Origin of the sequence: Actinokineospora diospyrosa, from assembly GCF_024171925.1 — a bacterium.
GTDB lineage: Bacteria > Actinomycetota > Actinomycetes > Mycobacteriales > Pseudonocardiaceae > Actinokineospora > Actinokineospora diospyrosa.
The window spans coordinates 158,621-184,276 of record NZ_JAMTCO010000014.1 but is presented as its reverse complement, the minus strand read 5'-3'; the positions used below and the strand labels follow the sequence as shown (position 1 = coordinate 184,276).

Annotated in this window: 20 protein-coding genes and 1 riboswitch; of the genes, 6 read left to right on the top strand and 14 right to left on the bottom strand. The window is 70.0% G+C overall.

Annotated elements, in window-relative coordinates; genetic code table 11:
• Positions 1-9 precede the first annotated feature (9 nt).
• Positions 10-252: a glutaredoxin family protein gene (locus LV75_RS27030; protein ID WP_253889857.1), complete on the top strand. Its 243-nt coding sequence runs from the start codon at positions 10-12 to the stop codon at positions 250-252.
• On the opposite strand, the gene LV75_RS27025 is transcribed toward LV75_RS27030, so the two are convergent.
• Together LV75_RS27025 and LV75_RS27020 are read right to left on the bottom strand one after the other, a co-directional pair.
• The gene (locus tag LV75_RS27025) at positions 249-1,517 is read right to left on the bottom strand and encodes an adenosylmethionine--8-amino-7-oxononanoate transaminase (RefSeq protein ID WP_253889856.1); all 1,269 of its coding nucleotides are present in this window, start codon (positions 1,515-1,517) and stop codon (positions 249-251) included. The two genes, LV75_RS27030 and LV75_RS27025, sit on opposite strands and share 4 nt — an antisense overlap.
• Positions 1,518-1,574: 57 nt before the next feature.
• Positions 1,575-2,285, bottom strand: a complete 711-nt coding sequence (locus tag LV75_RS27020; protein WP_253889855.1) for a hypothetical protein — start codon at positions 2,283-2,285, stop codon at positions 1,575-1,577.
• 241 nt (positions 2,286-2,526) lie between these two features.
• Between LV75_RS27020 and LV75_RS27015 the strand changes: the two genes are divergently transcribed.
• A complete protein-coding gene (locus LV75_RS27015; protein WP_253889854.1) occupies positions 2,527-3,267 on the top strand; it encodes a hypothetical protein in 741 nt (246 codons plus the stop codon).
• A 49-nt stretch (positions 3,268-3,316) separates the two neighbouring features.
• On the opposite strand, the gene LV75_RS27010 is transcribed toward LV75_RS27015, so the two are convergent.
• Entirely contained in the window at positions 3,317-4,540 is a 1,224-nt protein-coding gene (locus tag LV75_RS27010; protein WP_253889853.1) for a cytochrome P450 family protein, read from the bottom strand.
• 52 nt (positions 4,541-4,592) lie between these two features.
• The gene (dnaE, locus tag LV75_RS27005; RefSeq protein ID WP_253889852.1) at positions 4,593-8,126 is read right to left on the bottom strand and encodes a DNA polymerase III subunit alpha; all 3,534 of its coding nucleotides are present in this window, start codon (positions 8,124-8,126) and stop codon (positions 4,593-4,595) included.
• Between the two features lie 129 nt (positions 8,127-8,255).
• Between dnaE and LV75_RS27000 the strand changes: the two genes are divergently transcribed.
• Both LV75_RS27000 and LV75_RS26995 read left to right on the top strand, forming a co-directional pair.
• A complete protein-coding gene (locus LV75_RS27000) occupies positions 8,256-8,891 on the top strand; it encodes a nucleoside/nucleotide kinase family protein (protein ID WP_253889851.1) in 636 nt (211 codons plus the stop codon).
• A gap of 92 nt (positions 8,892-8,983) precedes the next feature.
• Positions 8,984-9,943: an Lrp/AsnC family transcriptional regulator gene (locus LV75_RS26995; RefSeq protein WP_253890005.1), complete on the top strand. Its 960-nt coding sequence runs from the start codon at positions 8,984-8,986 to the stop codon at positions 9,941-9,943.
• Positions 9,944-10,046: 103 nt separating this feature from the next.
• Here LV75_RS26995 and LV75_RS26990 read toward each other — a convergent pair whose 3' ends face one another.
• From LV75_RS26990 to LV75_RS26965, 6 genes are all read right to left on the bottom strand, one after another.
• On the bottom strand, positions 10,047-10,976 hold the full coding sequence (locus LV75_RS26990) for an RluA family pseudouridine synthase (protein ID WP_253889850.1): 930 nt from the start codon (positions 10,974-10,976) through the stop codon (positions 10,047-10,049).
• Positions 10,973-11,581: a signal peptidase II gene (lspA, locus tag LV75_RS26985; protein WP_372504235.1), complete on the bottom strand. Its 609-nt coding sequence runs from the start codon at positions 11,579-11,581 to the stop codon at positions 10,973-10,975. The genes LV75_RS26990 and lspA overlap by 4 nt, the downstream gene beginning before the upstream one ends.
• A gap of 44 nt (positions 11,582-11,625) precedes the next feature.
• Positions 11,626-12,984, bottom strand: coding sequence for an aminotransferase class V-fold PLP-dependent enzyme (locus LV75_RS26980; RefSeq protein ID WP_253889849.1), 1,359 nt, complete (start codon positions 12,982-12,984; stop codon positions 11,626-11,628).
• A 41-nt stretch (positions 12,985-13,025) separates the two neighbouring features.
• Positions 13,026-13,141, bottom strand: a riboswitch (SAM riboswitch).
• A 55-nt stretch (positions 13,142-13,196) separates the two neighbouring features.
• Positions 13,197-14,678: a potassium/proton antiporter gene (locus LV75_RS26975; protein WP_344800284.1), complete on the bottom strand. Its 1,482-nt coding sequence runs from the start codon at positions 14,676-14,678 to the stop codon at positions 13,197-13,199.
• 85 nt (positions 14,679-14,763) lie between these two features.
• Positions 14,764-15,051 carry a DUF167 domain-containing protein gene (locus LV75_RS26970; protein WP_253889847.1) on the bottom strand — a complete coding sequence of 96 codons (288 nt, stop codon included), beginning with the start codon at positions 15,049-15,051 and terminating at the stop codon, positions 14,764-14,766.
• Positions 15,048-15,638 (bottom strand): TetR/AcrR family transcriptional regulator, encoded by a 591-nt coding sequence (locus tag LV75_RS26965; protein ID WP_372504234.1) that lies wholly within the window; start codon positions 15,636-15,638, stop codon positions 15,048-15,050. The genes LV75_RS26970 and LV75_RS26965 overlap by 4 nt, the downstream gene beginning before the upstream one ends.
• Before the next feature lie 53 nt (positions 15,639-15,691).
• Between LV75_RS26965 and LV75_RS26960 the strand changes: the two genes are divergently transcribed.
• Complete coding sequence (locus LV75_RS26960; protein ID WP_253889845.1) at positions 15,692-16,171, top strand: SRPBCC family protein; 480 nt, start codon at positions 15,692-15,694, stop codon at positions 16,169-16,171.
• A gap of 644 nt (positions 16,172-16,815) precedes the next feature.
• Positions 16,816-18,603, top strand: a complete 1,788-nt coding sequence (locus tag LV75_RS26955; protein ID WP_253889844.1) for a hypothetical protein — start codon at positions 16,816-16,818, stop codon at positions 18,601-18,603.
• Positions 18,604-18,628: 25 nt separating this feature from the next.
• Here the strand turns inward: LV75_RS26955 and LV75_RS26950 are convergent, their stop codons facing one another.
• From LV75_RS26950 to LV75_RS26935, 4 genes are all read right to left on the bottom strand, one after another.
• Complete coding sequence (locus LV75_RS26950) at positions 18,629-20,233, bottom strand: penicillin-binding transpeptidase domain-containing protein (RefSeq protein WP_253889843.1); 1,605 nt, start codon at positions 20,231-20,233, stop codon at positions 18,629-18,631.
• Positions 20,234-20,385: 152 nt separating this feature from the next.
• A complete protein-coding gene (ileS, locus tag LV75_RS26945; protein WP_253889842.1) occupies positions 20,386-23,523 on the bottom strand; it encodes an isoleucine--tRNA ligase in 3,138 nt (1,045 codons plus the stop codon).
• 233 nt (positions 23,524-23,756) lie between these two features.
• Entirely contained in the window at positions 23,757-24,380 is a 624-nt protein-coding gene (locus LV75_RS26940; protein ID WP_253889841.1) for a hypothetical protein, read from the bottom strand.
• A gap of 15 nt (positions 24,381-24,395) precedes the next feature.
• On the bottom strand, positions 24,396-25,613 hold the full coding sequence (locus LV75_RS26935) for an MFS transporter (protein WP_253889840.1): 1,218 nt from the start codon (positions 25,611-25,613) through the stop codon (positions 24,396-24,398).
• Positions 25,614-25,656 lie beyond the last annotated feature (43 nt).

Here is a 25,656-nt window from a genome sequence, read left to right as displayed (position 1 = left end):
GTCGGGAGCGTGACCAACGAACCCGTGGTGATCTACAGCGCCGAGTGGTGCGGTGATTGCAGGCGCGCCAAGTCCTGGCTCACCGCCAACGCGGTCCCCTTCACCGAGATCAACGTCGAGCACGACGACGCTGCCCGAGAACGCGCTATCGCTTTGGCGGGTGGGCGGCAAGAGATCCCAGTGGTGGTTCTACCCGGTGGCGAGATCCTGGTAGAGCCAACAACCACCGAACTGGCCGCAGCCCTCTCTTAGCCTGCCGCAGCCGCGGCGAGTACACCCGCGGTGATAGTCGCGATGTCCTCGGTGGTGCTGACAAACGGGGGCATCGTGTAAACGAGGTCGCGGAAGGGGCGGAGCCATACCCCGGCCGCCACTGCTGCGGCTGTCGCGGCGGTCATGTCCACGGGGTGGTCGAGTTGGACGACGCCGATCGCGCCAAGCACTCGGACGTCGCGGACGCCGGGGAGGTCGCGGGCCGGGGCCAGGCCGTGGGTGAGTTCGGCCTCGATGCGCTTCACGGTGCCCTTCCAGTCGCCCGCGAGCAGCAGGTCGACCGAGGCGAGGGCCACGGCGGCGGCGAGCGGGTTGCCCATGAACGTCGGGCCGTGCGCCAGGACCGGGACCTCGCCGCGGGAGATGCCGTCGGCGACGCGGGCGGTGCACAGGGTGGCGGCCATGCTGAGGTAGCCGCCGGTGAGGGCCTTGCCCACGCACAGGATGTCCGGGCTGATCCCGGCGTGGTCGGCGGCGAACAGCTCGCCGGTGCGGCCGAACCCGGTGGCGATCTCGTCGAAGATCAGCAGGACGTCGTTGGCGAGGGTGAGCTCGCGCAGCACGTGCAGGTAGCGCGGGTCGTGGAAGCGCATGCCACCCGCGCCCTGGACCACCGGCTCGACGATGACCGCGGCGAGCTCGTCGGCGTGGGTCTCGATGAGCTCGGCGAGCTGGGCGACGTAGTCGTGGTCGAAGGCGGCAGGCGGCGCGTCGGCGAAGACCTGGACGGGCAGGACGCCGCGCCACAGGCTGTGCATGCCGCCCTCGGGGTCGCACACGCTCATCGGGTTGAACGTGTCGCCGTGGTAGCCGCCGCGCCAGGTGAGCAGCTTGGTCTTGCGGGTGTCGCCGACCGAGCGCCAGTGCTGCAGCGCCATCTTGATCGCGACCTCGACGCCGACGGATCCGGAGTCGCACAGGAAGACGTGCCGCAGGGGCTCCGGGGTGATCTCCACCAGCCGGGCGGCCAGCCGCACCGCCGGTTCGTGGGTGAGACCGCCGAACATGACGTGGCTCATCCGGCCGAGCTGACCGGTCACGGCCGCGTCCAGCACCGGGTGCCGGTACCCGTGGATCGCCGCCCACCACGACGACATCCCGTCGACCAGCTCGCGCCCGTCGGCGAGGCGGAGGCGAACCCCCTCCGCCGAGTCCACCACCAGGGGCTGCTGGGTGCCCGGCATCGGACCGTACGGGTGCCACACGTGGGCGCGGTCCAGCGCGACCAGCTCATCGGGAGTCACGTCCGCAGGCTAAGCAGTGACCGATCCCGCCCACCGCCCGCCCCCTCGCGCCGGGGACTAGGCCCCGGCGAGTTCCTTGCGGCGGGCGACCAAGCGGGCGATCTCGCGGCCGTGGTCGGTCGGCACGATCCACTCCCCCGGTGGCACCGTGATCCGCACCGCGGGGCCGGGCGTCACCGTGACCCGCAACTCCCCCACCCCCGGCACCGGCAACGTCGCCCGCCGGGCGACCATCACCTGCTCGACCGAGCCGACGCCGCTCAACGCCACCATCGGCCGCACCAGGCGGAAGGGCCCCCGCCCGCCGGACAGGGTGATGCGGTCGTGCGACACGAGCAGTTCCAGCCCGCGCGCCCCCCGCGCCTGCCAGGGGACCTCGACCGGGGAGTCCGCCAATTCCGGGGTGTACGGCTGCAACACGCTCTCGCGCGCCCGACGCGCGACCACCCAGCCACCGAGTCCGAAGAGGACCGCGGTCGGCGACAACCAGGGGGTCGTGGTCGCGAGGTAGGCACCGCTGAGCGCCCCGAGCACCGCGCCCGCCGTCGGCCACCGCCGGGGCCGGAACCGTCGACTGCGGAAGTACGCGACCCCCGCCGCCAGCAGGAGCACCGGCACCACGAGCCCGGGCAACCAGCCACCGAGCACCGCCGTCGCCACGCCCCCCGCCACCGGCCCACCGGCGGTCACCAGCGCGAGGTGCGGCCGGACCGCCCGCAACCGGGCAGCCACCACCCCACCTGTCACCTGCTCATCACGCCCCCGCACCGGGCCACGGTACCCAACGCCACCCCGGAAACACGGTATTGACGACCCATGTCAACCCCCCGACGTCGCGACTGCCGGGTCGGGTGGCGCGCACCGGGGCGACTACTCCGTAGGGGTGACACCCGGCGCGATCACGACACGCCGTGCCGGTGTCGGGTGATACGAGTGGCGACGAACAACCCACACCTGACTCCGGGATGGCCTTAGTGGTCGAAGTACGCACGCCGTCGGTGACGACCCGGTGAAGCAGCGCAAGGCCGTCGCGGCCAAGGCGTGGACGAGCGCGGCGTGGTGGTTGTCGATGAACGGCATCGTGGCCGCGTTCAGCGCCCTGATCGCGGTCGCCGCGCTGGTGGTCGCGATCATCGCCATCCCGGGCTCGCCGGACGAGCGGGAACCGTCGGACCTCAGCAGGACCCCGGACCTGGGCTTGTCGTTCTGGCAGGACGACCGCGCGGCGACCATGAAGGACATCAGCGTCGACGTCGAGGGCTTGGTGAGCCGGGTCAGGGTCACGCTGAAGTCCGCGCCGTTCGAGATCCGCTTCCCTGCCCTAGAGCCCGATGATGGCCTCTACATAGAGGCCAAGAAGGACGACTCGAGCTTCTCCATCAAGGACGGCACGAACACGAAGGGGGAGCCCTATGACGCTCCCTTCCACTTCGGCCGCGGCCACGTCGACACCGGACGCGGCAGCGCGACGCTGTTCATGTCCGATGGCGGCACCTTCAACGCCATCGGCAGCCAGCGCGCGGAGGAAGCGGACAACAAGAAGTCCAGTGTGTACTACTCCCGCTTGGACGACCCGAAACCGACGCGGCTGACCGAGTTCCCGACCGGCGTGTACGAACCGAGCAAGGAGTCACTGGTTCCGCTGCAAGACGTCCACGAGGACCTCTACCTGGTCGTGTGGCGCGACAGCGACTTCAACCAGGTGATCGACGGCGGCGAGTACGAGTACATCACCCTCGACTTCTCCTAAGCGCCGTTCTGCGGCTCTAGACCCGCTGCCTGATCACCGTACAACCGGCCTACTGGGCCGGTGTGCGACCGAGGCGGACCGGCAGGGAGTGCAGCCCGCGGATGATGGTGCTTTCCCGCCACTGCAACGGGGTTCCGGTCAGCGCCAGGTCGGGGAACCTGGCCAGCAGGCCGCCGATGGCCACCTCGGCCTCCATCCTGGCCAGCGGCGCGCCGACGCAGTAGTGGATGCCGTGGCCGAAGGCCAGGTGGGCGTTGAGCTCGCGTTCGATGTCGACGGTGTCCGGGTCGGGGAAGGCGGCCGCGTCCCGGTTGGCCGAGCCGATGGCGACCACGACGAACTCGTCCGCCGGGATCTCCACTCCCGCCACCACGACGGGCTCGGTCGTGTACCGCATCGTCGCGGTGTTGACCGGGCTCTCGAAGCGGAGGAACTCCTCCACCGCGCGCGGCAACAGGGCCGGGTTCGCCCGCAGCGCCGCCGCTTGCGCCGGTGCCCGCAGCAGCGACAGCACGCCGTTCGCGATGAGGTTCACCGTGGTCTCGTGGCCTGCCAGCAGCAGCAGGAAGGTCATCGACAGCAGTTCGTTCTCGCTGAGCCGGTCGCCGTCCTCGCGGGCCTCGACCAGCGCCGTCAGCAGGTCCTCGGCGGGCGCCGACCGCTTGGACTCGATCAGCTCCATCACGTACGCGCCGACCGCGACCCCGGCCTCGGTGATCTCCACCGTGCTGGCCGAGGTGGACAGCAGGACCCGGGTCCAGCCGCCGAAGGCCTCGCGGTCGGCCGCCGGGACGCCGAGCAGCTCGCAGATCACCGTCATCGGGACGGGGAAGGCGAGCGCCGGGATGAGGTCGACCTCGTCGGCCTCGGCGATGGCCTCCAGCAGCGACTCGGTGATCTGCTCGACCCGGGGGCGCAGGTGACCGACGCCGCGCACGGTGAACGCCTTGTTCACCAGCTTGCGCAGCCGGGTGTGGTCGGGCGGGTCCATGTTGAGCATGTGCGCCTGGAGTTCTTCGCCGAACTCCGGCCGCGGGCTGCCCGGTTCGCGGTTGCGCTCCAGCAACTCCCCGGCCCGCACGAAGTCCTTGCTGAGCCTCGGGTCCGACAGCACCGCTTTGGCGTCGGCGTGCCGGGTGACCAGCCAGCCCAGCACCCCGCGCGGCAGCACGACCCGGCGCACCGGGCCGGTGCGCCGGAGCTCGCTGTAGAGCCGGTGCGGGTCCTGGAAGAAGTCCGCGCCGATGCGGACCGCCTCATCCTCAACGGTCACTGTTCCCCCTAGGTGAGCTCACCACCCACCGTACCCGCGATCACACCGGGGGTCAGGAAAGGCAACCCGGACCGAGCAACGCCTTCAGGTCGCCCATCAGCGACGGCGACGGGGTGACCCGCAGCGCGTCGTCGAGGCGCAGCAGGGTCTGCCGCGGGCCGTTGATCAGCTTGAGGTGCACCTCGGTGGTGCCCGGGTAGGCCCCCAGCACGTCCTTGAGCTGGGCGACCAGCGGGGGCGTGCACTTGGTCGCCGCCATGCTCAGCCGGAACGGGGCGCCCGCGGCGTTGGACAGGTCCGGCACCGCGAGGTCGTTGGCGATCAGCGAGATGCGGTCCTCGCGCTTGGCGACGCGCGCCTTGACCAGCACGATCGCGTCCTCCAGCACCCCCATCCCGACCACCGCGTAGGTCTTGGGGAAGAACAGCGCCTCGATGCCACCGGCCAGGTCCTCCAGCTGCGCCGACGCCCACGACTCGCCGTTGCGGTTCACCCTGCGGTTGACCGAGGCGAGGATGCCGCCGATCACGACCTGGGCGCCGTCGGGGATGTTGCCCTCGAGGATGGCCGCGATGGTGGTGTCGGACTGGGAGCTGAGGATGTGCTCGACGCCGTTGAGCGGGTGCCCGGAGACGTAGAGGCCCAGCATCTCCCGCTCCAGCGCCAACTGGTGCTTGGTCTCCCACAGGTCGTCGGGCACCCGCACGTCGAAGACGCTCGACACGCTCTCGTCGGCCCCGCCCGCGGCGCCGAACAGGTCGAACTGGCCGACCGCCTCCGCCTTCTTGGTCTCCATGATGGCGTCGATGGCGTCGGTGTGGATCAGGAACAAGCCCTTGCGCGGGTGCTTGAGCGAGTCGAACGCGCCGGACTTGATCAGCGATTCGACGACCTTCTTGTTGCAGCCCGAGGCGTCGACCTTGCGCAGGTAGTCGGAGAAGTCGACGAACTCGCCCTTCTCCGCGCGCGCCTTGATGATCGAGTCGACCACGTTGGCGCCGACGTTGCGGATCGCGCCGAGGCCGAAGCGGATGTCGTGGCCGACCGGGGCGAAGTCCTTCTCCGACTCGTTGACGTCCGGCGGCAGCACCGTGATGCCCATCCGGCGGCACTCCGACAGGTAGACCGCGGCCTTGTCCTTGTCGTCGCGGACGCTGGTGAGCAGACCGGCCATGTACTCGGCCGGGTAGTTCGCCTTCAGGTAGGCCGTCCAGTACGAGACCAGCCCGTACGCGGCCGAGTGCGCCTTGTTGAACGCGTAGTCGGCGAACGGGACGAGGATGTCCCAGAGGGTCTTGATCGCGTCCTTCGGGTAGCCGTTCTTCTCCATGCCGCCGGAGAAGTTGACGAACTCCGCGTCCAGGACCTCCTTCTTCTTCTTGCCCATCGCCCGGCGCAGCAGGTCCGCTTGGCCGAGCGTGTAGCCCGCCAGCTTCTGCGCGATGGCCATGACCTGCTCCTGGTACACGATCAGGCCGTAGGTCGTGCCGAGGATGTCTTCGAGCGCCTCGGCCAGCGACGGGTGGATCGGGGTGATCTCCTGCTGCTTGTTCTTGCGCAGCGCGTAGTTGGTGTGCGACTTGGCGCCCATCGGGCCCGGCCGGTAGAGCGCGCCGACCGCGGAGATGTCCTCGAAGTTGTCGGGGCGCATGAGCCGCAGCAGGTCGCGCATGGGGCCGCCGTCGAGCTGGAACACCCCGAGGGTGTCGCCGCGGGAGAGCAGCTCGTAGGTGTTCTTGTCGTCCAGGCTCAGGGTTTCCAGGTCGGGCACCGGTTTGCCGTTGCGCTCGATGTTGCGCAGCGCGTCGTCGATGACCGTCAGGTTGCGCAGGCCGAGGAAGTCCATCTTCAGCAGGCCGAGCGACTCGCAGGTCGGGTAGTCGAACTGGGTGATGATCGAGCCGTCCTGCGGCCGCTTCCACAGCGGGATGGTCTCCATCAGCGGCTCGGCCGAGAGGATCACCGCGCAGGCGTGCACGCCCGCGTTGCGGATCAGGCCCTCCAGGCCGCGCCCGGTGTCGATGATCTCCTTGACCTGCGGGTCGCTGTTGTAGAGCTCGCGGATCTCGGTGGCCTCGGCGTAGCGCTTGTGGCTGGGGTCGAACAGGCCGTTGAGCGGGATGTCCTTGGCCATGACCGCGGGCGGGTACGCCTTGGAGATCTTGTCGGCGATGGCGTAGCCGGGCTGGCCGTAGAGCACCCGGGCGGAGTCCTTGATCGCCGCCTTCGCCTTGATCGTGCCGAAGGTGATCACCTGGGCGACCTTGTCGGCGCCCCACTTCTCGGTGGTGTAGCGGATGACGTCGCCGCGGCGGCGCTCGTCGAAGTCGATGTCGATGTCGGGCGGGCTGACCCGGTCCGGGTTGAGGAAGCGCTCGAAGATCAGCCCGTGCGCCAGCGGGTCCAGGTCGGTGATGCCCATCGCGTAGGCGATCAGCGCGCCCGCGGCCGAACCGCGGCCGGGACCGACCCGGATGCCGTTGTTCTTCGCCCACTGGATCAGGTCGGCGACCACCAGGAAGTAGGCCGGGAAGCCCATCTGCAGGATGACGCCGATCTCGAACTCGACCTGCTTGGTGTGCACCTCGTCGACGCCCTCGGGGAAGCGGCGGCGCATCCCCTCCCACACCTGCTCGCGGAAGTACTCGTCCTCGCTCTTGCCGTCCGGGATCGGGAAGCGCGGCATGAGGTTGCGGAACTCGAACATGCCGGTCGTGTCGACCTTCTCGGCGACCAGCAGCGTGTTGCGGCAGCCCTCCTGCCACGGGTCCGACGAGTCGACCGCGCGCATCTCGTCGGGCGACTTCAGGTAGTAGCCGTCGCCGTCGAAGCGGAACCGGTTCGGGTCCTGCAGGGTGCTCGCGGTCTGCACGCACAGCAGCGCGTCGTGCGCGGAGCTGTCGGACTTGTAGGTGTAGTGCGAGTCGTTGGTCACCACGAACGGGATGTCGAGCTTGCGGCCGATGTCGACCAGCCCGCCGCGCACCCGCGACTCGATCGACAGGCCGTGGTCCATCAGCTCGACCGAGAAGTAGTCCTTGCCGTAGATGTCGCGCCAGGCGGCGGCGGCCTCCAGGGCCTCCTTCTCGTGGCCGAGCCGCAGCCGGGTCTGCACGTCGCCGGAGGGGCACCCCGTGGTCGCCATCAGGCCCTCGGAGTGCTGGGCGATCAGCTCGCGGTCCATCCGCGGCCACTTGCCGAGCTGGCCCTCCATGGAGGCGAGGCTGGACAGCTTCATCAGGTTGGCCAGGCCGGTGGCGTTGCGCGCCCAGATCGTCTGGTGGGTGAAGGCACCCGAACCGGACAGGTCGTCGGACTTCTGGCTCGGGTCGCCCCAGCGGACCCGCTCCTTGCTGAAGCGCGACTCCGGCGCGATGTAGGCCTCGATGCCCAGCACCGGCTTGATGCCCGCGGCGGTCGCCTGGCGGAAGAAGTCGTAGATGCCGTTGGTGTGGCCGTGGTCGGTGATGGCCACCGAGGTCATGCCGAGCCGCTCGCACTCGGCGAACATGTCCTTGAGCTTGGCCGCTCCGTCGAGCATCGAGTACTCGGTGTGCACGTGAAGATGAGCGAAGGAGTCAGCCACCCGGCCACCCTAGCGACCCGCACCGTCAACCCGGCGCGTTGGGTGCGCGACTCGCCGGAAGTTCTTGCTACCACTGGGAAACCGGGCCCGCGGGTGATCGCGGGTCGGTCGAGGGGGCAGAGTGGGGGCATGCGTTTGCGCCCGGTGTCACCCGACGTGGTGGCCGATGAGCTGACCGCGATGGTCCACTCCCGAGCCGGGGCCGGGTGGGCCGGGGTCGCGGTCGACGGCGCGCCGCCGAGCGCGCCGGGTGAGCTGGCCGACGCGGTCGGCGAGCGGCTGCGGGTGCTGGGCCACCCGGTGCTGCGGGTGTCGGCGGCGGACTTCCTGCGCCCCGCCTCGTTGCGGTTTGAACGCGGCAAGCGGGACCCGGACGCGCGGTACGAGCTCTGGCTCGACGAGGGCGGATTGCGGCGCGAGGTCCTTGCGCCACTCGGCGTAGGTGGGACCGGCAAGGTTCTCCCCGCGTTGTGGAATGCCACCACGGATAGAGCCACCCGCGCCGAGTACGTCGTCCTGCCGCCGGGCGGGGTGGTGCTGATCGACGGCGAGTTGTTGTTGGGCCGCGGGCTGCCCTTGGACGTGACCGCGCACCTGTGGCTGTCCGCGCCCGCGCTGGCCCGGCGGCTGCCCGAGGACGAGCACTGGGCGCTGCCCGCGTTCGCCCGCTACGACGCCGAGGTCCGGCCGCTGCACACCGCCGATCTCGGGGTGCGGGTGGACGACCCGCGCCACCCCGCGGTGCTCGACGACGCGCCGCGGTGACTGCCCCGGGTGAGCGGATGATCACCGAGGGCCAGGACCGCCGCGTCAGCCACGGCTTCCGGGGCGGGCCGGTGGGCGACCGGGTAGCGTCCGTGGGCGTGACGGATCCGGTTGACGCCCGCCTGCTCGGTGTTGTGGCCGAGATGGGCCGGGCCGCGGTGCACGAGGTCGCCGCGCGGTTGGGCATGGACCCCAGGGAGGCAGCCGCGCGGTTGGTGGCGCTGTCCGGCTCGGGGCTCCCCCTGCTGGTCGGCGTCGAGTGCGACCCCAACGGCCTGCGGGCCGCGCTGGCGCGGATGTCCGCGCCCATGTCAGCGCCCATGTCCGCGCCGATGGGTTACCCGCCCCAGCCCGGCTACGCCCAGCCCTACCAACAGCAGCCCGTCGCGCCGCAGTACCCGCCGCCGCAGCAGCAGGACCCTTACGCGTACCAGCAGCCGCCGAGCGGACCGATCCGCACGGGTCCGCCGAGCACGCCGTTCCCGGTGCCAACGGGTCCGCCCAGCCAGCCGTTCCCCGCGGTCAGCGAGCCGATCAGCATGTGGGGTCCGCCGCAGAGTTCCAGTTGGGCACGCGGCGACCAGCCCGCTGCCGGTGGCCCTATGGACCGCACGCAACCCGCGGTAAGGGCTACCCGGCAAGGCAAGGTCGGAGCATCACTAGAGACGTCCGGTTTGGAAGGTGAACGACTCGCGATCCAACTCGTCGAGGTCGTTGACCCTGCCGACTACCTCTTCACCGCCGCGGGCTACCGGTTGCAACCAGGCGAACGGTCGATAGTCGTCCACACCGAGCTGACCAACCGGGGCACGGTGCCGTTCGCGACCCTGCCGGACCTGTACCTGGTGCTGGTCAGCCCGGACGGCCAGTCGATCTCCAAGGCCCCGGTCTCACTGTCGTCGCGGCCACCGCACCGGATCGGGGTGCAGCCGGGCGAGATCGCCAGCGGGCACACGGTGTACGTGGTGCCGGAACAGACGGTGATCAGCTCGGTGCGCTGGAGCCCGCGCCCAGACGAGGAAGCACTGACCCTGACCTGGTCGGTCGACTAGCGGCTCGGACCAGGACGCAGGCCGTGTATCGGTGTGGCGGGCAAGGCGCCGAAACGTCCTCACACCCCACAGGTCGCCTGGTCGGCGACCTGTGATCAACCGGTTAGTAGTCCGCCTCCAGCACCGCTAGCGCGGCCGCCAGGTCCGGTGGGTACTCGCTGGTGAACTCCACCCAGCGACCGTCTGCGGGGTGGTGGAAGCCCAGCGACCGCGCATGCAGCCACTGCCTGTTCAACCCCAGCCTCTTAGCCAGCACCGGGTCAGAGCCGTAGGTGAGGTCGCCGACGCACGGGTGCCTAAGGGCGGAGAAGTGGACGCGGATCTGGTGCGTGCGACCAGTCTCCAGCTTGACGTCCATCAGCGAGGCTGCGCGGAAAGCCTCGATCGTCTCGTAGTGCGTAATACTCGGCTTACCGCCAGCTACAACGGCCCACCGGTAGTCGTGTCGGGGGTGGCGGTCGATGGGGGCGTCGATAGTGCCAACGCTCGGATCGGGATGACCCTGCACGAGAGCGTGGTAGCGCTTCTCGACGGTCCGTTCCTTGAAGGCGCGCTTAAGAACCGTATATCCGTGCTCGCTCTTAGCGACCGCCATCACGCCGGTAGTGCCAACGTCGAGCCGGTGGACGACGCCCTGGCGTTCGGCGGCGCCGGAGGTTGATACCCGGACCCCGGCAGCGGCAAGACCGCCGATCACCGTCGGCCCGCTCCACCCCGGACTGGGGTGGGCGGCAACACCAACAGGCTTGTCCACCACGACTACGTCGTCGTCTTGGTGGAGGATCACCATGCCCTCGACCTCAATGGCCTTGACCTCGACGGGCCGCGCGGGCTCCGGCAGGGTCACCTCCAGCCACGTGCCTGCCAGCAAACGATCCGACTTACCCGCGGGGCGGCCGTCGACCAGCACGTCGCCCGCCTCGGCGAGGGCAGCGGCAACTGTGCGGGACAGGCCCAACAGCTTGGACAGTCCCGCGTCGACACGCATGCCGTCGAGACCATCGGGGACCGGGAGGGTCCTGGAGTCGCTCATGCGTCTTCCCCCTTGCGCGTCTTGCGGGCGATGGTGCCGTCGTAGTCGCGGCCGAGCAGGGCCATCAGCACGATCAGCACACCACCGACGGAGATGCCCGCGTCGGCGACGTTGAACAGCGGGAAGAAGTCGCCGTTGGGGGCGAAGACCGAGACGAAGTCGACGACGTGGCCCTGGAACACCGCGGGGGCGCGGAAGATCCGGTCGGTCAGGTTGCCCATCGCGCCAGCCAGGACCAGGCCCAGGCCCAGCGCCCAGCCGGTCGAGCGCAGCTTCGGCACGATCCAGATGATCGCGACCACCACCCCGGCCGCGATCAGGGTGAACAGCCAGGTCATGCCGGTCGCCATGGAGAACGCCGCGCCGGGGTTGCGCACCAGCTGCAGGTAGACGGCGCCGCCGAGCAGCCGGATCGGGGCCTCGCCCTCCAGCGTCGCGGTGACGATGACCTTGGTGACCAGGTCGGCCGCGTAGACCAGCAGCGCCGCGACGGCCAGGATCAGCCCCCGCTTGCGCGGCAGCGGGCCGGCCTCGACCAGCTCGGTTTCGACCTCGGTCACCGGGCGGTCGTCCACCGGGCGGTCATCGTCACGTTCAGCGCTCACCGACCCATTGTCCACCGAGGTCGTCGCGCACCGACGCGGGCGGGCTATTCGGACAGGAACGCGGGCAGCTGCCGCACGTCCTCGACCGGCGACCAGCGGCCGTCGACCACCGCGTACTCCACCGCGGGACCGTCGGCGACCAGCGTGCGCAGCGCGGCGACGACCCGGTCGACGTGCTCGGCGCGGGTGCCGAGACCGATGCTGATCCGCACCGCCCGCTCCTCCTGCGCGCCCGCGCGGCCGAGCAGCCTGCGGGTCGCGATGTGCGCGCAGAACGCGCCGTCGCGCACGCCGATGCCGTGCTCCGCGGACAGCGCCGCGGCGACCAGCCCGGCCTCGATCCCGTCGACGGTGAAGCTGACGACGCCGACCCGGTCGTGCTCGGCGCCGAACAGGCTCAGCGACCGCAGACCCGGCACTGTGGCGAGACCGGCGCGCAGCTTGCGCAGCAGGGCCCGCTCGTGCGCGATGACCGCGTCCCACTCCCGGGCCAAGGTCTCGCAGGCAACCGCAAGCGCGTGCGCGCCAACGACATTGGGTGAACCGGCCTCGTGCCGCTCGGGCACAGCTGCCCACGCGACACCGAGCTGGTCGCCTCTGTCCACAACCTGGGCGGTAGCCCCGCCGCCGACCAGGTAGGGCTCAGCGGCCTTGAGCCAGTCCGCGCGACCAATAAGCGCACCGGCGCCGAACGGGGCATAGAGCTTGTGCCCGGAGAGCACGACGTAGTCGACGTCCAAGGCGCGGATGTCGATAGGCCGGTGCGGAGCCAACTGCGCCGCGTCGAGGACGATCCGGGCACCGTGTGAACGGGCGACCGCGCTAAGCGCCTTGATCGGCCAGACCTCACCGGTGACGTTGGACGCGGCGGTCAGGACGACCAGCCGGGGTCCGACCGGCGTCGACCGCAGCGCCTCGTCGAGGACGGCGACCGCGTCGTCGGCGACGGCCGGGGTCTGCACGCGCAGCACGTTCGGGCCGCGCCAGGGCAGCAGCGCCGCGTGGTGCTCGGTGTCGAACAGGACGACCGACGTGCCCCTGGGCAGGGCCTTGGCCAGCAGGTTCAGGCTGTCGGTGGTGTTGCGGGTGAACACCACGGTGTCGGTGTCGTTGGCACCGACGAACCGGCGCAGCACGCGGCGCGCCCGCTCGTAGACCTTGGTGCTGACCTGGGAGGCGAACCCGGCACCGCGGTGCACGCTGGCGTACCAGGGCAGCAGCTCGTCGACGGCGTCGCGGACCGCGTCCAGACAGGGCGCGCTGGCCGCGTGGTCGAGGTTGGCGTAGGACACCGTGCGGCCGTCGACCAGCGGCACCCGCAGGCGAGCGCCCGCGACCCCGGGCACGGTGGGTGTGGGCAGGGGCGCCTGCTCGACACGGGCGGTGGGTACAGCGAGCGTCATGGCCGACCTCCAGGTCCGGGGACCCGGGGCGTGGTTCGACGGGTCCGCGCTTGTCCGCCCGCACTGCGCGGGAGGACCAGGTATTCACCCGGGGCACCCCACCGCGGAGGAGGGTTGCCGGCCAGCAAACCGGGGTTTGACGCTGGCGCTCATTACCTTGTCGAGCACTCTATCGGACGCGGAGGCGCTCGCTCGAGGGGGTGAGGCGCGCGTCACCCCTCGCCGGTTTCACCCCGCCACCGCGCGTAGCGGCCCGCGCGGTCCACAGCGCGGATGCGCCGCTCGGTGGCCGCCTTGGCCTGCTGGGTCGCCACGATCAGGACTTGATCGCCCTCTTGCAGGCGGGTGGTGGGCACCGGGGTGAAGCCTTCGCCGCCTCTAGCCACCAGGCTGACCGTCGCACCGGTAGGTAGCCGCAACTCGGACAGGTAGACGCCATGCAGCTTGGAACCGGCTGGGATGGTCAACTGCAGCAATTGGGCGTCGAGCTCATCGAGGGTGGCCACGTCTACCTCGACTTCCTTCGCGCGGGCACCGCTGTCGAGGCCGAGTAGTCGGGCGAGCACGCCGAGGGTGGTGCCTTGCACGAGGGTCAGCACGATCACGAGGACGAAGACCGCGTCCACCAGTCGCTGCGCGCCGGGCACGTTCTGCGAGAGCGGGATCATGGCGAGCACGATCGGAACGGCGCCGCGCAAGCCTGCCCACGATAGGAATACCTGTTCACGCCAAGGCATGCGGAACGGGAGCAGGGATAGCACCACCGACAGCGGCCGGGCTATCAGCGTGATCACCGCGCCCGCGACAAGACCCGGCACGATCGCGTCGATCAACCGCGATGGCGAGGCGAAGAGTCCCAAGAGGACGAACAAGCCGATCTGGGCCAGCCAACCGAGTCCTTCGGCGAAAGAAAGGGTGTCGGAGCGGTGGGGCAACCTTGCGTTGCCCAGCACTAGAGCGGCCAGATAGGTCGCTAGCAGACCTGACGCGTGAACGCTCTGCCCTGCGGCAAATGCCAACACGCACACGGCCACTGTGGCGAGCGGGTATAGGCCGGTTGCCGGTAGCGCTGCCCGCCGAAGGCCGTGCGCGCCAAGCCAACCAAGAACCAGACCGATGGCCGCACCGGCGGAGAGCTCGTAGGCGGCGGTAAGTGAAAGCAGCCAATCAACCTCGTCGGACGAGGCAAGGACAACGACGGCGATGTAACTGGGGGCGTCGTTGATGCCGCTCTCGAGCTCCAACGAGCCGACGACCTTGCGCGACACCGACAGCCTGCGCAGCACGCTAAAGACCGCTGCGGCATCCGTGGAGGCGAGGACGGCCCCCCACAGCAGGGCGTAGCGCCACTCGAAGCCGAGTATCCAGTGCAGCCCGGCGCCGGTGACCAGGATGGTGATCACCACCGCCACTGTGGACAGTGCGATGCCGGGCAGCAGCGAGGACTTCACCTCGGTCCACCGGGTGGTGAGGCCACCCTCGGCGAGGATGAGCACCAGCGCGGCCAGCCCCAGCGACTGGGTCAGCTCGGCGTTGGAGAACTGGATGCCCAGCCCCGCCTCGCCGATGACCAGCCCGAGTCCCAGGTAGAGCAACAACGACGGCAATCCGAGCCGGACCGAGGCACGTACCGCGAAGACCGCGACCAGCAGAACGGCCGCACCGATCCCCAACGCGAAGGTCAGCTCCTGCACGCCACCTCCAGTTCCCGTCCGTATCGCGAGCATTGTCCCTTGTCGCCCGCGGCAACCCGACCCCCACCCGAAGGTGAGGCGTTCATCACGAAGCCGCCCCCAGCAGCCGCTCCAGCACGTCCGCCGCCGCGGGCGGGACCGGGTCGATGGCCACGACCTTGTCGCGCCCCCACGCCCCCGCCACGATCACGACGTCCCGGCGCGGCACCCCGAACGCCGCGGCGAGCGCCCGCAGCACGGCGTCGTTCGCCTTCCCCTCGACCGCCCCCGCCCGCACGGCGACCACCAGCGCCCCGGCGTCGCCCCACCGCCCGCCGACCGACTCCCGCCGGGCGCCCGGCTTGACCCGGACCCCGAACCGGAACGCGCTCACCCGTCCGCCTCGGCGGGGCGGGGTGGCCCCGGGTCGGCGAGGAGCACCCCCATGACGTCGGCCATGTAGGCCCGCTTCGCGGCGGGCGTGCTCGGCGCGACGTCGGGGTTGGTGCGGTGCAGCTGGGCCTGCCCGAGGTAGACCGCGTACGCGGTGACCGCGCGGCGGCGGGCCTGGGTCTTGGTGAAGCCGAGTTCGGTGAAGAGGGTGACGACGTAGTCCATCCGCCGCTGACCAACCCGGGCGACGGCCGCGGCTACCAGCGGGTCGCCCAGGCTGGCGTGCAGCGCCATCTCGATGTCGATCCCGCGCTCGGGGTGCAGCACGGCGCCGATCAGCCTGCGCAGCCGCTCCGGCGGGGTCGCGCCCTGCTCGGCGTGGGCGATCACGGCCTCGGTGTGCTCGAGTTCCCACCGCGCCAGGGTCGCCTCGACCAGCGCGTCGCGGGTCGGGAAGTGCCAGTAGACGCTCCCCTTGGTCGCCCCGGCCCGCGCCGCGAGCGGCTCGACGGCGACGGCGGCCAGCCCGCCCTCGGCCAGCGCAGCGAGCGCGACCGCGGTCCAGTCATCCCTCGTTCGGCGCGGCACGACCATACGTTAGCGTACGGTGAACCATACGGAACCGTATGGAAGGAGCAGCCATGATCCACAACCGGCACCAGCGCCCCCTCCCGGTCGCCCCGGCGGCCGCGGCCCACCTGATCGACGACATGGCCACCCCGGGCGGGATCTGGCCCGGCGGCTGGCCCGCCCTGGCCCTGGACCGCCCCCTCGCCATCGGCGCCACCGGCGGCCACGGCCCCATCCGCTACACCTGCGTCGACTACATCCCCGGCCGCCGCGTCGAACTGACCTTCGCCCCCGACGGCCCGCTCGTGGGCGAACACGCGCTCACCCTCTTACCCGGCCCCACCCCCGGCACCTCCGTCCTCCGCCACGACATCACCGCCCGCCCCCGCGGCGCCGGGCACCTTCTCTGGCCCCTGGTCATCCGCTGGCTCCACGACGCCCTGGTCGAAGACCTCCTGGACAACGCCGAACGCGCCGTGGGCCACCCGCCCGCCCACAAAGCCCGCTGGTCCCCCTGGGTCCGCCTCCTGCGCCGCCTCAAGTCCCGCTGACCCCGCCGATCCCACTGCCCACTGACCCCGCCGCCACCTGACCCCCACTGCCCCGCCGCCGGTCCGCGCCACTGCCCGCCAACGCCACACCCCACTCCCGCACGCCCCCGCCCCCCCGACCCGCCGCCAGCTGACCCCACTGCCTGCCCGCGCCAACGCCCGCCAACGCCACAGCCCACCCGCGCACGCCCCCCGACCCCAGCCCCGCCCCCGCGCACACACGACGGGGGCGCAGCCCCCACCCTGTCCCGGGGGGCGACCCCGGTGCCAGTTTATCGGTTCCCGGCCCGATTCGGCGGCGGGCGAATCCGCTGTGGACAACTCGAACCGTTGTGGACAACCGCATCCCACCGCTGACCTGGCGGCGCCCCGGGGAGCCGCGCGACCACCGCGCGGATTCACTCGATCGTGGACCAACCGCGGACCCGACAGCGACGAAGTCACCCCACCAGCCCGACCCCCAAATGGCCCAGTACGCACTGCTGCATCACTCGTAAGGACCCCCGCACCACCACGCAAAGTTGCACTGTGCACTTGCGTTTGCACGGGATTACGATGGTGCGATCGTCTCGCCGGATCGGCCACCGAAGGGGGTTCCGGCTCGCTCCCCGGTGGCTCACCGGGACGGCCGAGCGGGCAGCCACATGACCTCTCACCGCTGGAGCGTGGAGTCGCCCGACCGGTTCGGCGTGCGGGGCCTGTGGGCCGCCGCGCAAGCGCGGGCACGGGCGTTGGACCTCGACATCCTCACCGTGACCGCGGTGGCGGGTCTGGCGGCGCTCGCCGCGGTGTTGCGCATCGGCGCGCTCGACTCGCCCGCGCAGCCCGGCGAGGGGCGCAACGTCGCGCAGGTGTTCGCCGTCGATTCGTTGGCGACGTTGCTCGACTCGAACGCGTCCCCCCTCGCATGGCTGCAGGCGGGCGGCTATACAGCCCTGACCGACGCATTCGTAAGGCACACAACAGCTATTGGCGCCGCTCGCGAGCCGATGGTCCTTACCGCCGCGATCACCGCTGTGCTGCTGTGGGTGCTCTCGCGCAGGATGGGCCTATCGCGGCTGACAGGCGCAATAGCGGTTGCCGTGGTTGCTGTGTCCCCCATGGCTTTGGGACTCCAGGTAGGCGTAAGACCGGAGAACGTCGCCATGCCGTGGGCGTTGGCCGGGATCACCCTCCTTTGGACGCCACGCAAGCACCGCAGACTCGCACCAGACCTGTGGGCGACGCTCTTTCTCGTGATCGCCGTAATCACCGCCCCGGTGGCGCTCCTGCTGATCGTCACAGCAGCCTGGCTGTTGTGGCGCCGCGGCCGCCGACGGCTGTCTCTCATGCTGTCGTCCTTATTCGTCCTCGGCACCGGTATCGGAATGGGCGCAGCAGCCGCGCTAGCTGGTCTCCGCATCGCCTCGGAAGGATCACCGGCTTCAACCTGGGCAGCCGCCGATCCCCTCTTCGTAGTGGCAGGCGTTCTTGCGACCGCCTTGTCCCTCTTCTCCTACCGCCTGCGCCCCTTGGCAGTTGGCGTCCTAGCCCTCACCGCCGTTGCACTAATCCCCGGCGGCCCAGGCACAGCAGCGCTAATCCTGGCTGTTCCCCCTGCCGCACTTCTCATCGCAGGATCCATAGAGCGCGCGTCCCGCCCGATCCGCATTCCCGCGACCGTCCTAGCCGTTGCCCTCGCCGCCGCAGCGGTCCCCACCTGGATCGACGGCCTTCGAATCGTCACCACCAGCGGCGTCAACCCCAAGCCCATGGCGGACGCTTCCCGCTGGCTCCAAGAGAACCTGCCCACCACCCCGGTCGTCACGGACGGGATCACCTGGGTGGAACTGGTCCGCACCGGCCGCCTTCCCACCGCTGCCACCCGCCCCGGCGACTGCACCACCACCTGCGCGACCCAGTCCTGGCTGGTAGTCACCCCCGGATTGCGGTTGCTCCTACCGAACCGCCCCGACTTGGCCGAAGCCGCAGCCACCGCTGAAGTGGTCGCCGTCTTCGGTATCGGTTACGACCGCGTCGAGATCCACCGCCCCGCCATGGCAGGCGCACCGGACACCGAGGAGCGCCAAGCACGGATGGATGCCGGCATGAAGATCGCCGACTCTCCCCGTGTCGCGGCGCCCAACACTGTCGATCAGGCGTTAAGAGCCGGCCGCACCGATCCCCGCCTCTTAACGACGCTGTCCGCGTTAGCTCAAACACGCCCGGTGCGAGTGACTGCATTGCCCCCGGTTGCTGGAGAAGACGCGGCCAATCAACCACGACGCCAGGCACTGCTAACAGCCGCTGAGGAGCCCGCAGACGCGATCGCGCAGTTCTTCACGAGTCAGAACGGCGTATTGCGCCCGGAGTCGGTCACCACCACCAATGAAGGCGTGCTGATCCGCTACCCCGCGGGCACCCCGGCGGGTCTTCTCATCCCGTTCGGCTAGATGGAACCTTGCTAGATGGCGCTTGCTAGATGGCACCGAGGAACTTGCCGGTCACCGCCACCGCGGGAGCCGCGGCACCCACGTTCTCCACCAACACGGCGAAGGCGACGTCATTGCGGTACCCGGCGAACCACCCGTGCGCCTGCGACCCGTCCCCGAACTGCGCCGTACCCGTCTTCCCGTGCACAGCGCCATATCCGCGCAGCGCCTCGCCGCGACCAGCCGTCACGACCTCGCGCATCATCGCCCGCAGGTCACCGATCACGGCCGCAGACGGTCCTTTGTAGCCAGTCTTCACGGTCGTCTTGACCGTGGTGAACAGCTCTGGCGTCACCGCGCTGCCCTTGGACACGGTCGCTGCCATCAGCGCGAGCCCGAAGGGGCTTGCCTGCACCGTGCCCTGACCGATGCTGTTCTCCGCCTGTTGCGCGATCCCGCTCGCCGCGTCGACCCGACCCGTCTCGGTCGTCAATCCTGGCACCTCGAAGTCGGCAGCGAGCCCGAACTGCGCGGCGGACTTGGACAGCGCGTCTAGCGGCAACTCGGCTGCCAGCGAGGCGAAGGTCGTATTGCACGACTTGGCGAACGCAGTGTGCAGCGGCACGTCGCCGAGGTCGAAGTCGGCATTGCGGATCGTGCGGGTGCCCACCATCTTGGTCCCCGGGCAGGGCACCACCGAGTTCACTGTCGCCTTGCCCGAGCCCAACACAGCAGCGGCTGTCGCGACCTTGAAGGTGGACCCGGGCGGGTAGAGACCGTTGAGGGCCTTGGGCGCGGTGCCCGCGGTCGCGTTCTGCGCCACCGCGAGGATCCCACCGGTGGACGGCTGGATCGCTACCAGGTACGCGGGCGCGGACACCGAGTCCACAGCAGCCTGCGCGGCGTTCTGCATCTTCACGCTGACCGTCGTGCGCAGCGGCTCGGCGGGTTTGGTCACCGTGCCGAACAGGTTCTCGATCTCCTTGCCCCCGCCGTCGACCAGCGCGATCCGGCTGAGCCCTGCCCCGTTCGGGGCGATCACCGTGCGCGACAGCGCCCCGACCAGCATCGGCGCCAGCTTCGGGTCCGCAGTCCTGGCGGTCGCGCCCTGCCAGGTCAGCACGGGCGTGCCATCGCGGTCGAGGACGGCGTTGGTCTGCCCCGCGGCGCCGATCAGCGCGAGCTGCGTACCGGGCACCAAGCGGGGGTGCACGAGCGTCGGCACCCAGTGCACCACCCAGCGCGCCCCGGACCGGACCAGCCCGAACTCGCTCGGGTAGGTCCAGGTCTGCCCACCGCTGAGCTGCCAGCTGAACTTGAAGGTGGCCCTCGGCTGTGCGTCCGTGTCCTCCGGCAGCACGCTCATGGTCGCGAGGACCACCTCAGGACGTAAGGCAGTGTTAACAGTCGTAAGCACGCCCTCAGCCCCGGCAGGATCATCAGTCAGCTGCGCCGCGACGTTGTATTGCTGTGTAGAGAAGGCTCGCAGGAACTCTCCTGCTACCTGGGCGGCCGAGGGCTGCGCCGGGACGGCAACATCGCCCTGAACGGCATCCTTCTGCACACCGGTCTTCGCAGGTGACGGGTCGCCCGGCACTAAGACGAACACCGCGAACCCGACAATGACAACAGCGAGGATCCCACCGACCATAAGGATCCATCGTCTGCGCGTTTCCGACACGCCCTACCCCCAGTGCGCCCCGCGTCCGTGTGCCTCTCACACGGTCGGGGCACACGATGCCAGGCCGTGGCCTCCCGCTACCAGACAAACCTGCGGAAAGCCACGGCACTGGCACCACACCATCACACCTTGCGCACATCCACGCGCACTGCGAGACCGTCACCGACGGTGCCCTCGGCCGCGGTGGCCGCACCGGTGCCGACCGCGTCCGCCAGGGTCTCCCCCGCGACGAAGTCCCGGTGCACCGCGAGCACGGCGTCGAGCTCGGGCGCCGAGGAGGTGTCCACGGTCAGCGCGATCCGGTCCGACACCTGCAGCCCGGCGTCGCGGCGGGCCTGCTGCACGATCCGGATCAGGTCCCTGGCCACGCCCTCGGCCGCCAGCTCGGCGGTCACCTCGGTGTCCAGCACGACCAGGCCCGAGCTCGCCGGGAGCTCGGCCGTCGCGCCCGCGTCGGTGGCCACCAAGCGCCGCTCGTACTCGCCGTCGCGCAGCTCGATGCCCGCGGCCACGACCGCGCCGGACTCGGCGGTCGACCACTCGCCCGCCTTGACCGCGCGGATCACCTTCTGCACGTCCGGACCCAGTCGCGGCCCGCAGGCGCGGGCGTTGACGGCCAGCTCGAAGTGCCCGTGCGCGGCGACGTCGGTGGTCAGCTCGACCGCCTTGACGTTGACCTCGTCGCGGATCAGCTCGGTGAACGGCTCCAGCACCGCGGCGTCCTGCGCGGCGACCAGCAGCCGCGCCAGCGGCAACCGGACCCGCAGCTTGTTCGCCTTGCGCAGCGCCAGCGCGGCCGAGCAGACCTGGCGGACCCGGTCCATGCCCGCCACCAGCGCGTCGTCACCGGGCAGGTCGGCGGCGGCGGGCCAGTCGGCCAAGTGCACCGAGCGACCCGCGGTCAGCCCGCGCCACACGACCTCCGCGGTGAACGGCAGCAGCGGCGCGGTCAGCCGGGACACGATCTCCAGCACGGTGTGCAAGGTGTCGATCGCGTCGGTGTCGCCGTCCCAGAAGCGGTCCCGGGAGCGGCGCACGTACCAGTTGGTCAGCACCTCCAGGTATTCGCGCACGGTCTGGCAGGCACCGGAGATGTCGTAGTCGTCCAGCGCCGCGGTGACCGACTCGACCAGCTGTCGAGTCTTAGCCAATGCGTAGCGGTCCAACACGTGCGTCGAGTCGGTGCGCCACGTGCCTTCCTTGCCCTCGGCGTTCGCGTAGAGGGCAAGGAAGTAGTAAGAGTTCCACAGCGGCAGTACGGCCTGCCGGACCGCATCACGGATGCCGCGCTCGGTTACGACTAGATCGCCACCACGCAGGATCGGGCTGGCCATGAGGAACCAGCGCATCGCGTCCGAGCCATCCCGGTCGAACACCTCATTGACGTCCGGGTAGTTCTTGCGCGACTTGGACATCTTCTGCCCGTCGTCGCCCAGCACGATGCCGTGCGCGACGCAGTTCGTGAAAGCGGGCCGGTCGAACAGGGCCGTGGCCAACACGTGCATCGTGTAGAACCAGCCGCGGGTCTGACCGTTGTACTCGACGATGAAGTCACCCGGGTAGTGGTCCTCGAACCACTCGCGGTTCTCGAACGGGTAGTGCACCTGGGCGAAGGACATCGCACCGGACTCGAACCAGCAGTCCAGCACCTCGGGCACCCGGCGCATGGTCGAGGCCCCGGTCGGGTCGTCCGGGTTGGGCCGGGTCAGCTCGTCGATCGAGGGCCGGTGCAGGTCGGTCGGGCGCACGCCGAAGTCGCGCTCCAACTCGTCGAGCGAGCCGTAGACGTCCACCCGCGGGTGGTCGGGGTCGTCGGACACCCACACCGGGATCGGCGAGCCCCAGAACCGGTTGCGGGAGATGTTCCAGTCCCGCGCGTTCTCCAGCCACTTGCCGAACTGGCCGTCCTTGATGTGCCCGGGCACCCAGTTGATCTGCTGGTTCAGCTCGACCATGCGGTCCTTGAACCGGGAGACCGCGACGAACCAGGACGACACGGCGCGCTGGATCAGCGGGTTGTCGCACCGCCAGCAGTGCGGGTACGGGTGGTCGTAGGTCTCGTGGCGCAGCAGCAGACCCGCGTCCTTGAGGTCGCGGATGATCTGCTTGTTCGCATCGAAGACGTGCTGGCCCTCGTAAGGCGCCACCTCGCCGGTGAACCTGCCGTGCGGGTCGACCGGGATGACGACCTCGATGCCCGCCGCGTCGGTGACAACCTTGTCCTCTTCACCGAAGGCAGGGGCGATGTGGACGATGCCCGTACCGTCCTCGGTGGTGACGTAGTCCGCCGCGAGCACCTGGTGTGCGTTCGTGCGGCCCACGAAGAAGTCGAACGGCGGCAGGTAGCGCGTACCGAGCAGATCGCTGCCCTTGTACCGCGCGACAACAGGAACGTCCTCGCCCAACTCGCGCGCGTAGGCACCAACCCGCGCCTCGGCGAGCAGGTAGCGCTGCCCGTTGGATTCCACCACTACGTAGTCGACGTCCGGATGCACTGCCGCGGCAAGGTTCGACGGCAACGTCCATGGGGTGGTCGTCCACACCAGGGCCTGCACGCCATCCAGGTCGGTACCCGGCGCTTGCAGCCTTAGCCCTACCGTGACTGCGGGGTCCTGCCGGTCGCGATAGGTGTCGTCCATCTTGGTCTCGGTGTTGGACAGCGGCGTCTCACAACGCCAGCAGTACCAAAGCACGCGGAAACCCTCGTAGACCAAGCCCTTGTCGTGCAAGGACTTGAAGGCCCACATGACCGACTCCATGTAGTCCAGGTCGAGGGTCTTGTAGTCGTTGTCGAAGTCCACCCAGCGGGCCTGCCGGGTCACGTAGTCGCGCCACTGGTCGGTGTAGCGCAACACCGACGTGCGGCACACGTCGTTGAACTTCTCGATGCCGAAGGTCTCGATGTCGCTCTTGGACGAGAACCCGAGCTGCTTCTCGGCCTCCACCTCGGCGGGCAGGCCGTGGGTGTCCCAGCCGAAGCGGCGCTCGACGTGGCGACCGCGCATCGTCTGGTAGCGCGGGACCACGTCCTTGACGTAGCCGGTCAGCAGGTGCCCGTAGTGCGGCAGGCCGTTGGCGAACGGGGGGCCGTCGTAGAAGACGAACTCGTTGCCGCCGTTGTCGCCCGCGGGCCGGGCGTCCACAGAGGCCTGGAACGTCCGGTCCGCGGACCAGTAGTCCAGGACGGCGGTTTCCAGGTGCGGGAAGGACGGCTGGGCGGGCACGGTCGGCTCGCCGGTGAAAGCCCTGGGGTATCCCATGGGTGGTACTCCTCGTACGGATCGGTCGGACCCACACGGGGACGACCCGTGGCGACTCCCTGCCGCCGCGTGCCGCGGTACCACCCCGCTTGCCAGCCGCGGGCCGTCAAGACCGCGCTGACCACTCGTTCGGTCGGCTGTGACGGGCCGCCCCGTCCGGTTCTACTGGGGCTCGCGCCCGTTCTTCCGGAGGCTCCCCGGTGATGGCCGGATCCAAGCCTGTACGACCGAGTCTAGACCCGGCTCGCAACCCGGTTCGCCGCCACCCGGATGAGCAGGTAGAGCACCACCGCGTTGAGCACGTGCCAGGCGAAGTGCGTACCCAGCGGGAAGCCGCCGCACACCGACGGGTCAACCGTGCGCAGAGTGAGCGACACCCCGAAGACAGCGGCGATACCGGCGAACCACAGGGCGTCGCCGCGCTCGCCCCGAATCGCAAGGATCACCGCGAGCACGACCATGCCCAGCAGCGCGGGTAGATAGGTACCACCGGCGACGACAAGGTTGACCAACAAGGCGAACGCGATGAAGAGAGGCGCGCCCAACCATGCCCAACGCCACCGCAAGCCCAAGAACAGCTTGGGGAACATGACGACGTAAGTAAGCATGAACGCGATGATCGGTGCGACGTCCAGAGAGGCAGCCCACCTCGTGGCCACTGTGTGGAAGGTGAAGCTACCGAGGCCGATCGCCACAAGGATCACTACGAGCGCGGTGACGCACCATGGCACGCCCTTGCCGCGAATGTGCCGGTAGGCAAAGAAGGCGGCGATCAGGAAGGCGACGTTCGTCCACGCGTTGACGGGCTCGGACCAGAACTCCGGCCCGGTGCGCTCGCAGTACCCGTCGACCGGCATGTCGAGCTACCTCCGTCAGGGCACTTGCGCGGTGAAGGCGGCGGGTCGGAACCCGCGCCAGACTACGGCGGTCAGCACCACCATGGCCACGCCCGCGGCCCAGAACGGCGCGGTGATCCCGAACCCGCGCGCGACGAACCCGCCGACCAGCGACCCGATCGCCGCACCGCCGATGATCAGCAGCGAGTACACGCTGCCCACCCGGCCGCGCAGGTGCTCGGGCACCGCCCGCTGCCGCACCGAGGTCAGCACGACACCGAGCACCGCGCCGTGCACGCCGAACAGGAAGTTGATCGCCCCGGCGACCCACGCGTCGGTGGTCAGCGCCAGCCCGAAGTGGGTGGCGGTCTCGATGAGCAGCCCGACCCGCACCAGCAGGCTGTCACCGACCCGGCGCTGCAACCACGGGGCGACCGCCGAGCCGAGCAGACCACCCGCGGCGACCGCCGCGAACAGCAGGCCGAACCCGACCTCGCCGAGGCCGAGCCGCTGCTCGGCGTAGAGGACCAGGATCGCGATCGTCGCCATCAGCGCGATGTTCATCAAGCACAGCGACACCGCCATCGCCCGCAGCAGCTTGTGCGACCAAGCCCACCGCAGACCCTCGGTGATCTCGTCGCGCATCCGCGCGCGCCGCTCGACCGGCCGCGGCGGCTGCCGGAACCGCACGGTCGCCGCCACCGCGGCGCCGACGAGGAACAACGCGGACTCCAGGCTGAACGGCAGCATCGCCGCGGCGACGAACAGGGCCGCGCCCAGCGGCGGCGCGACGAACAGGTTGGCGACGATGCTCACCGCCTGCTGCCGGGCGTTGGCTGTCGGCAACGCGGCGACAGCGACGATGTCCGGCACGAGCGCGCTGGCGGCGGTATCGACAAGAGTCTCGCCGACGCCGATCAGGAAGAACGCGAGGTAGACCAACCAGACCGAGACAGCGTCAGCCCACACGGCTAGGGCAAGAGCCCCGACGATCACCGCGCGGTAGAGGTTCACCGCGACGACGACCCGACGGCGGTCCCACCGGTCCACCAGCACGCCACTGATCAACGAGAACAACAGCCACGGCAACTGGCCGACGAAGGCCACCGCGCCGATGGCCACCGGGTCGTCGGTGAGCCGGGCCACCAGCAGCGGCCCCGCCGCGATCATGATCCCGTCGGCGACGTTGGTCGCCGCCGAGGTCGCCCACAGGCGGGCGAAGTCGGGCCCGAGGTTCGGTGTGGTGGTGGTCACCACGCCAGGATGCCGAGGGGGGCTCCCCCCGCAGGGGAGAACC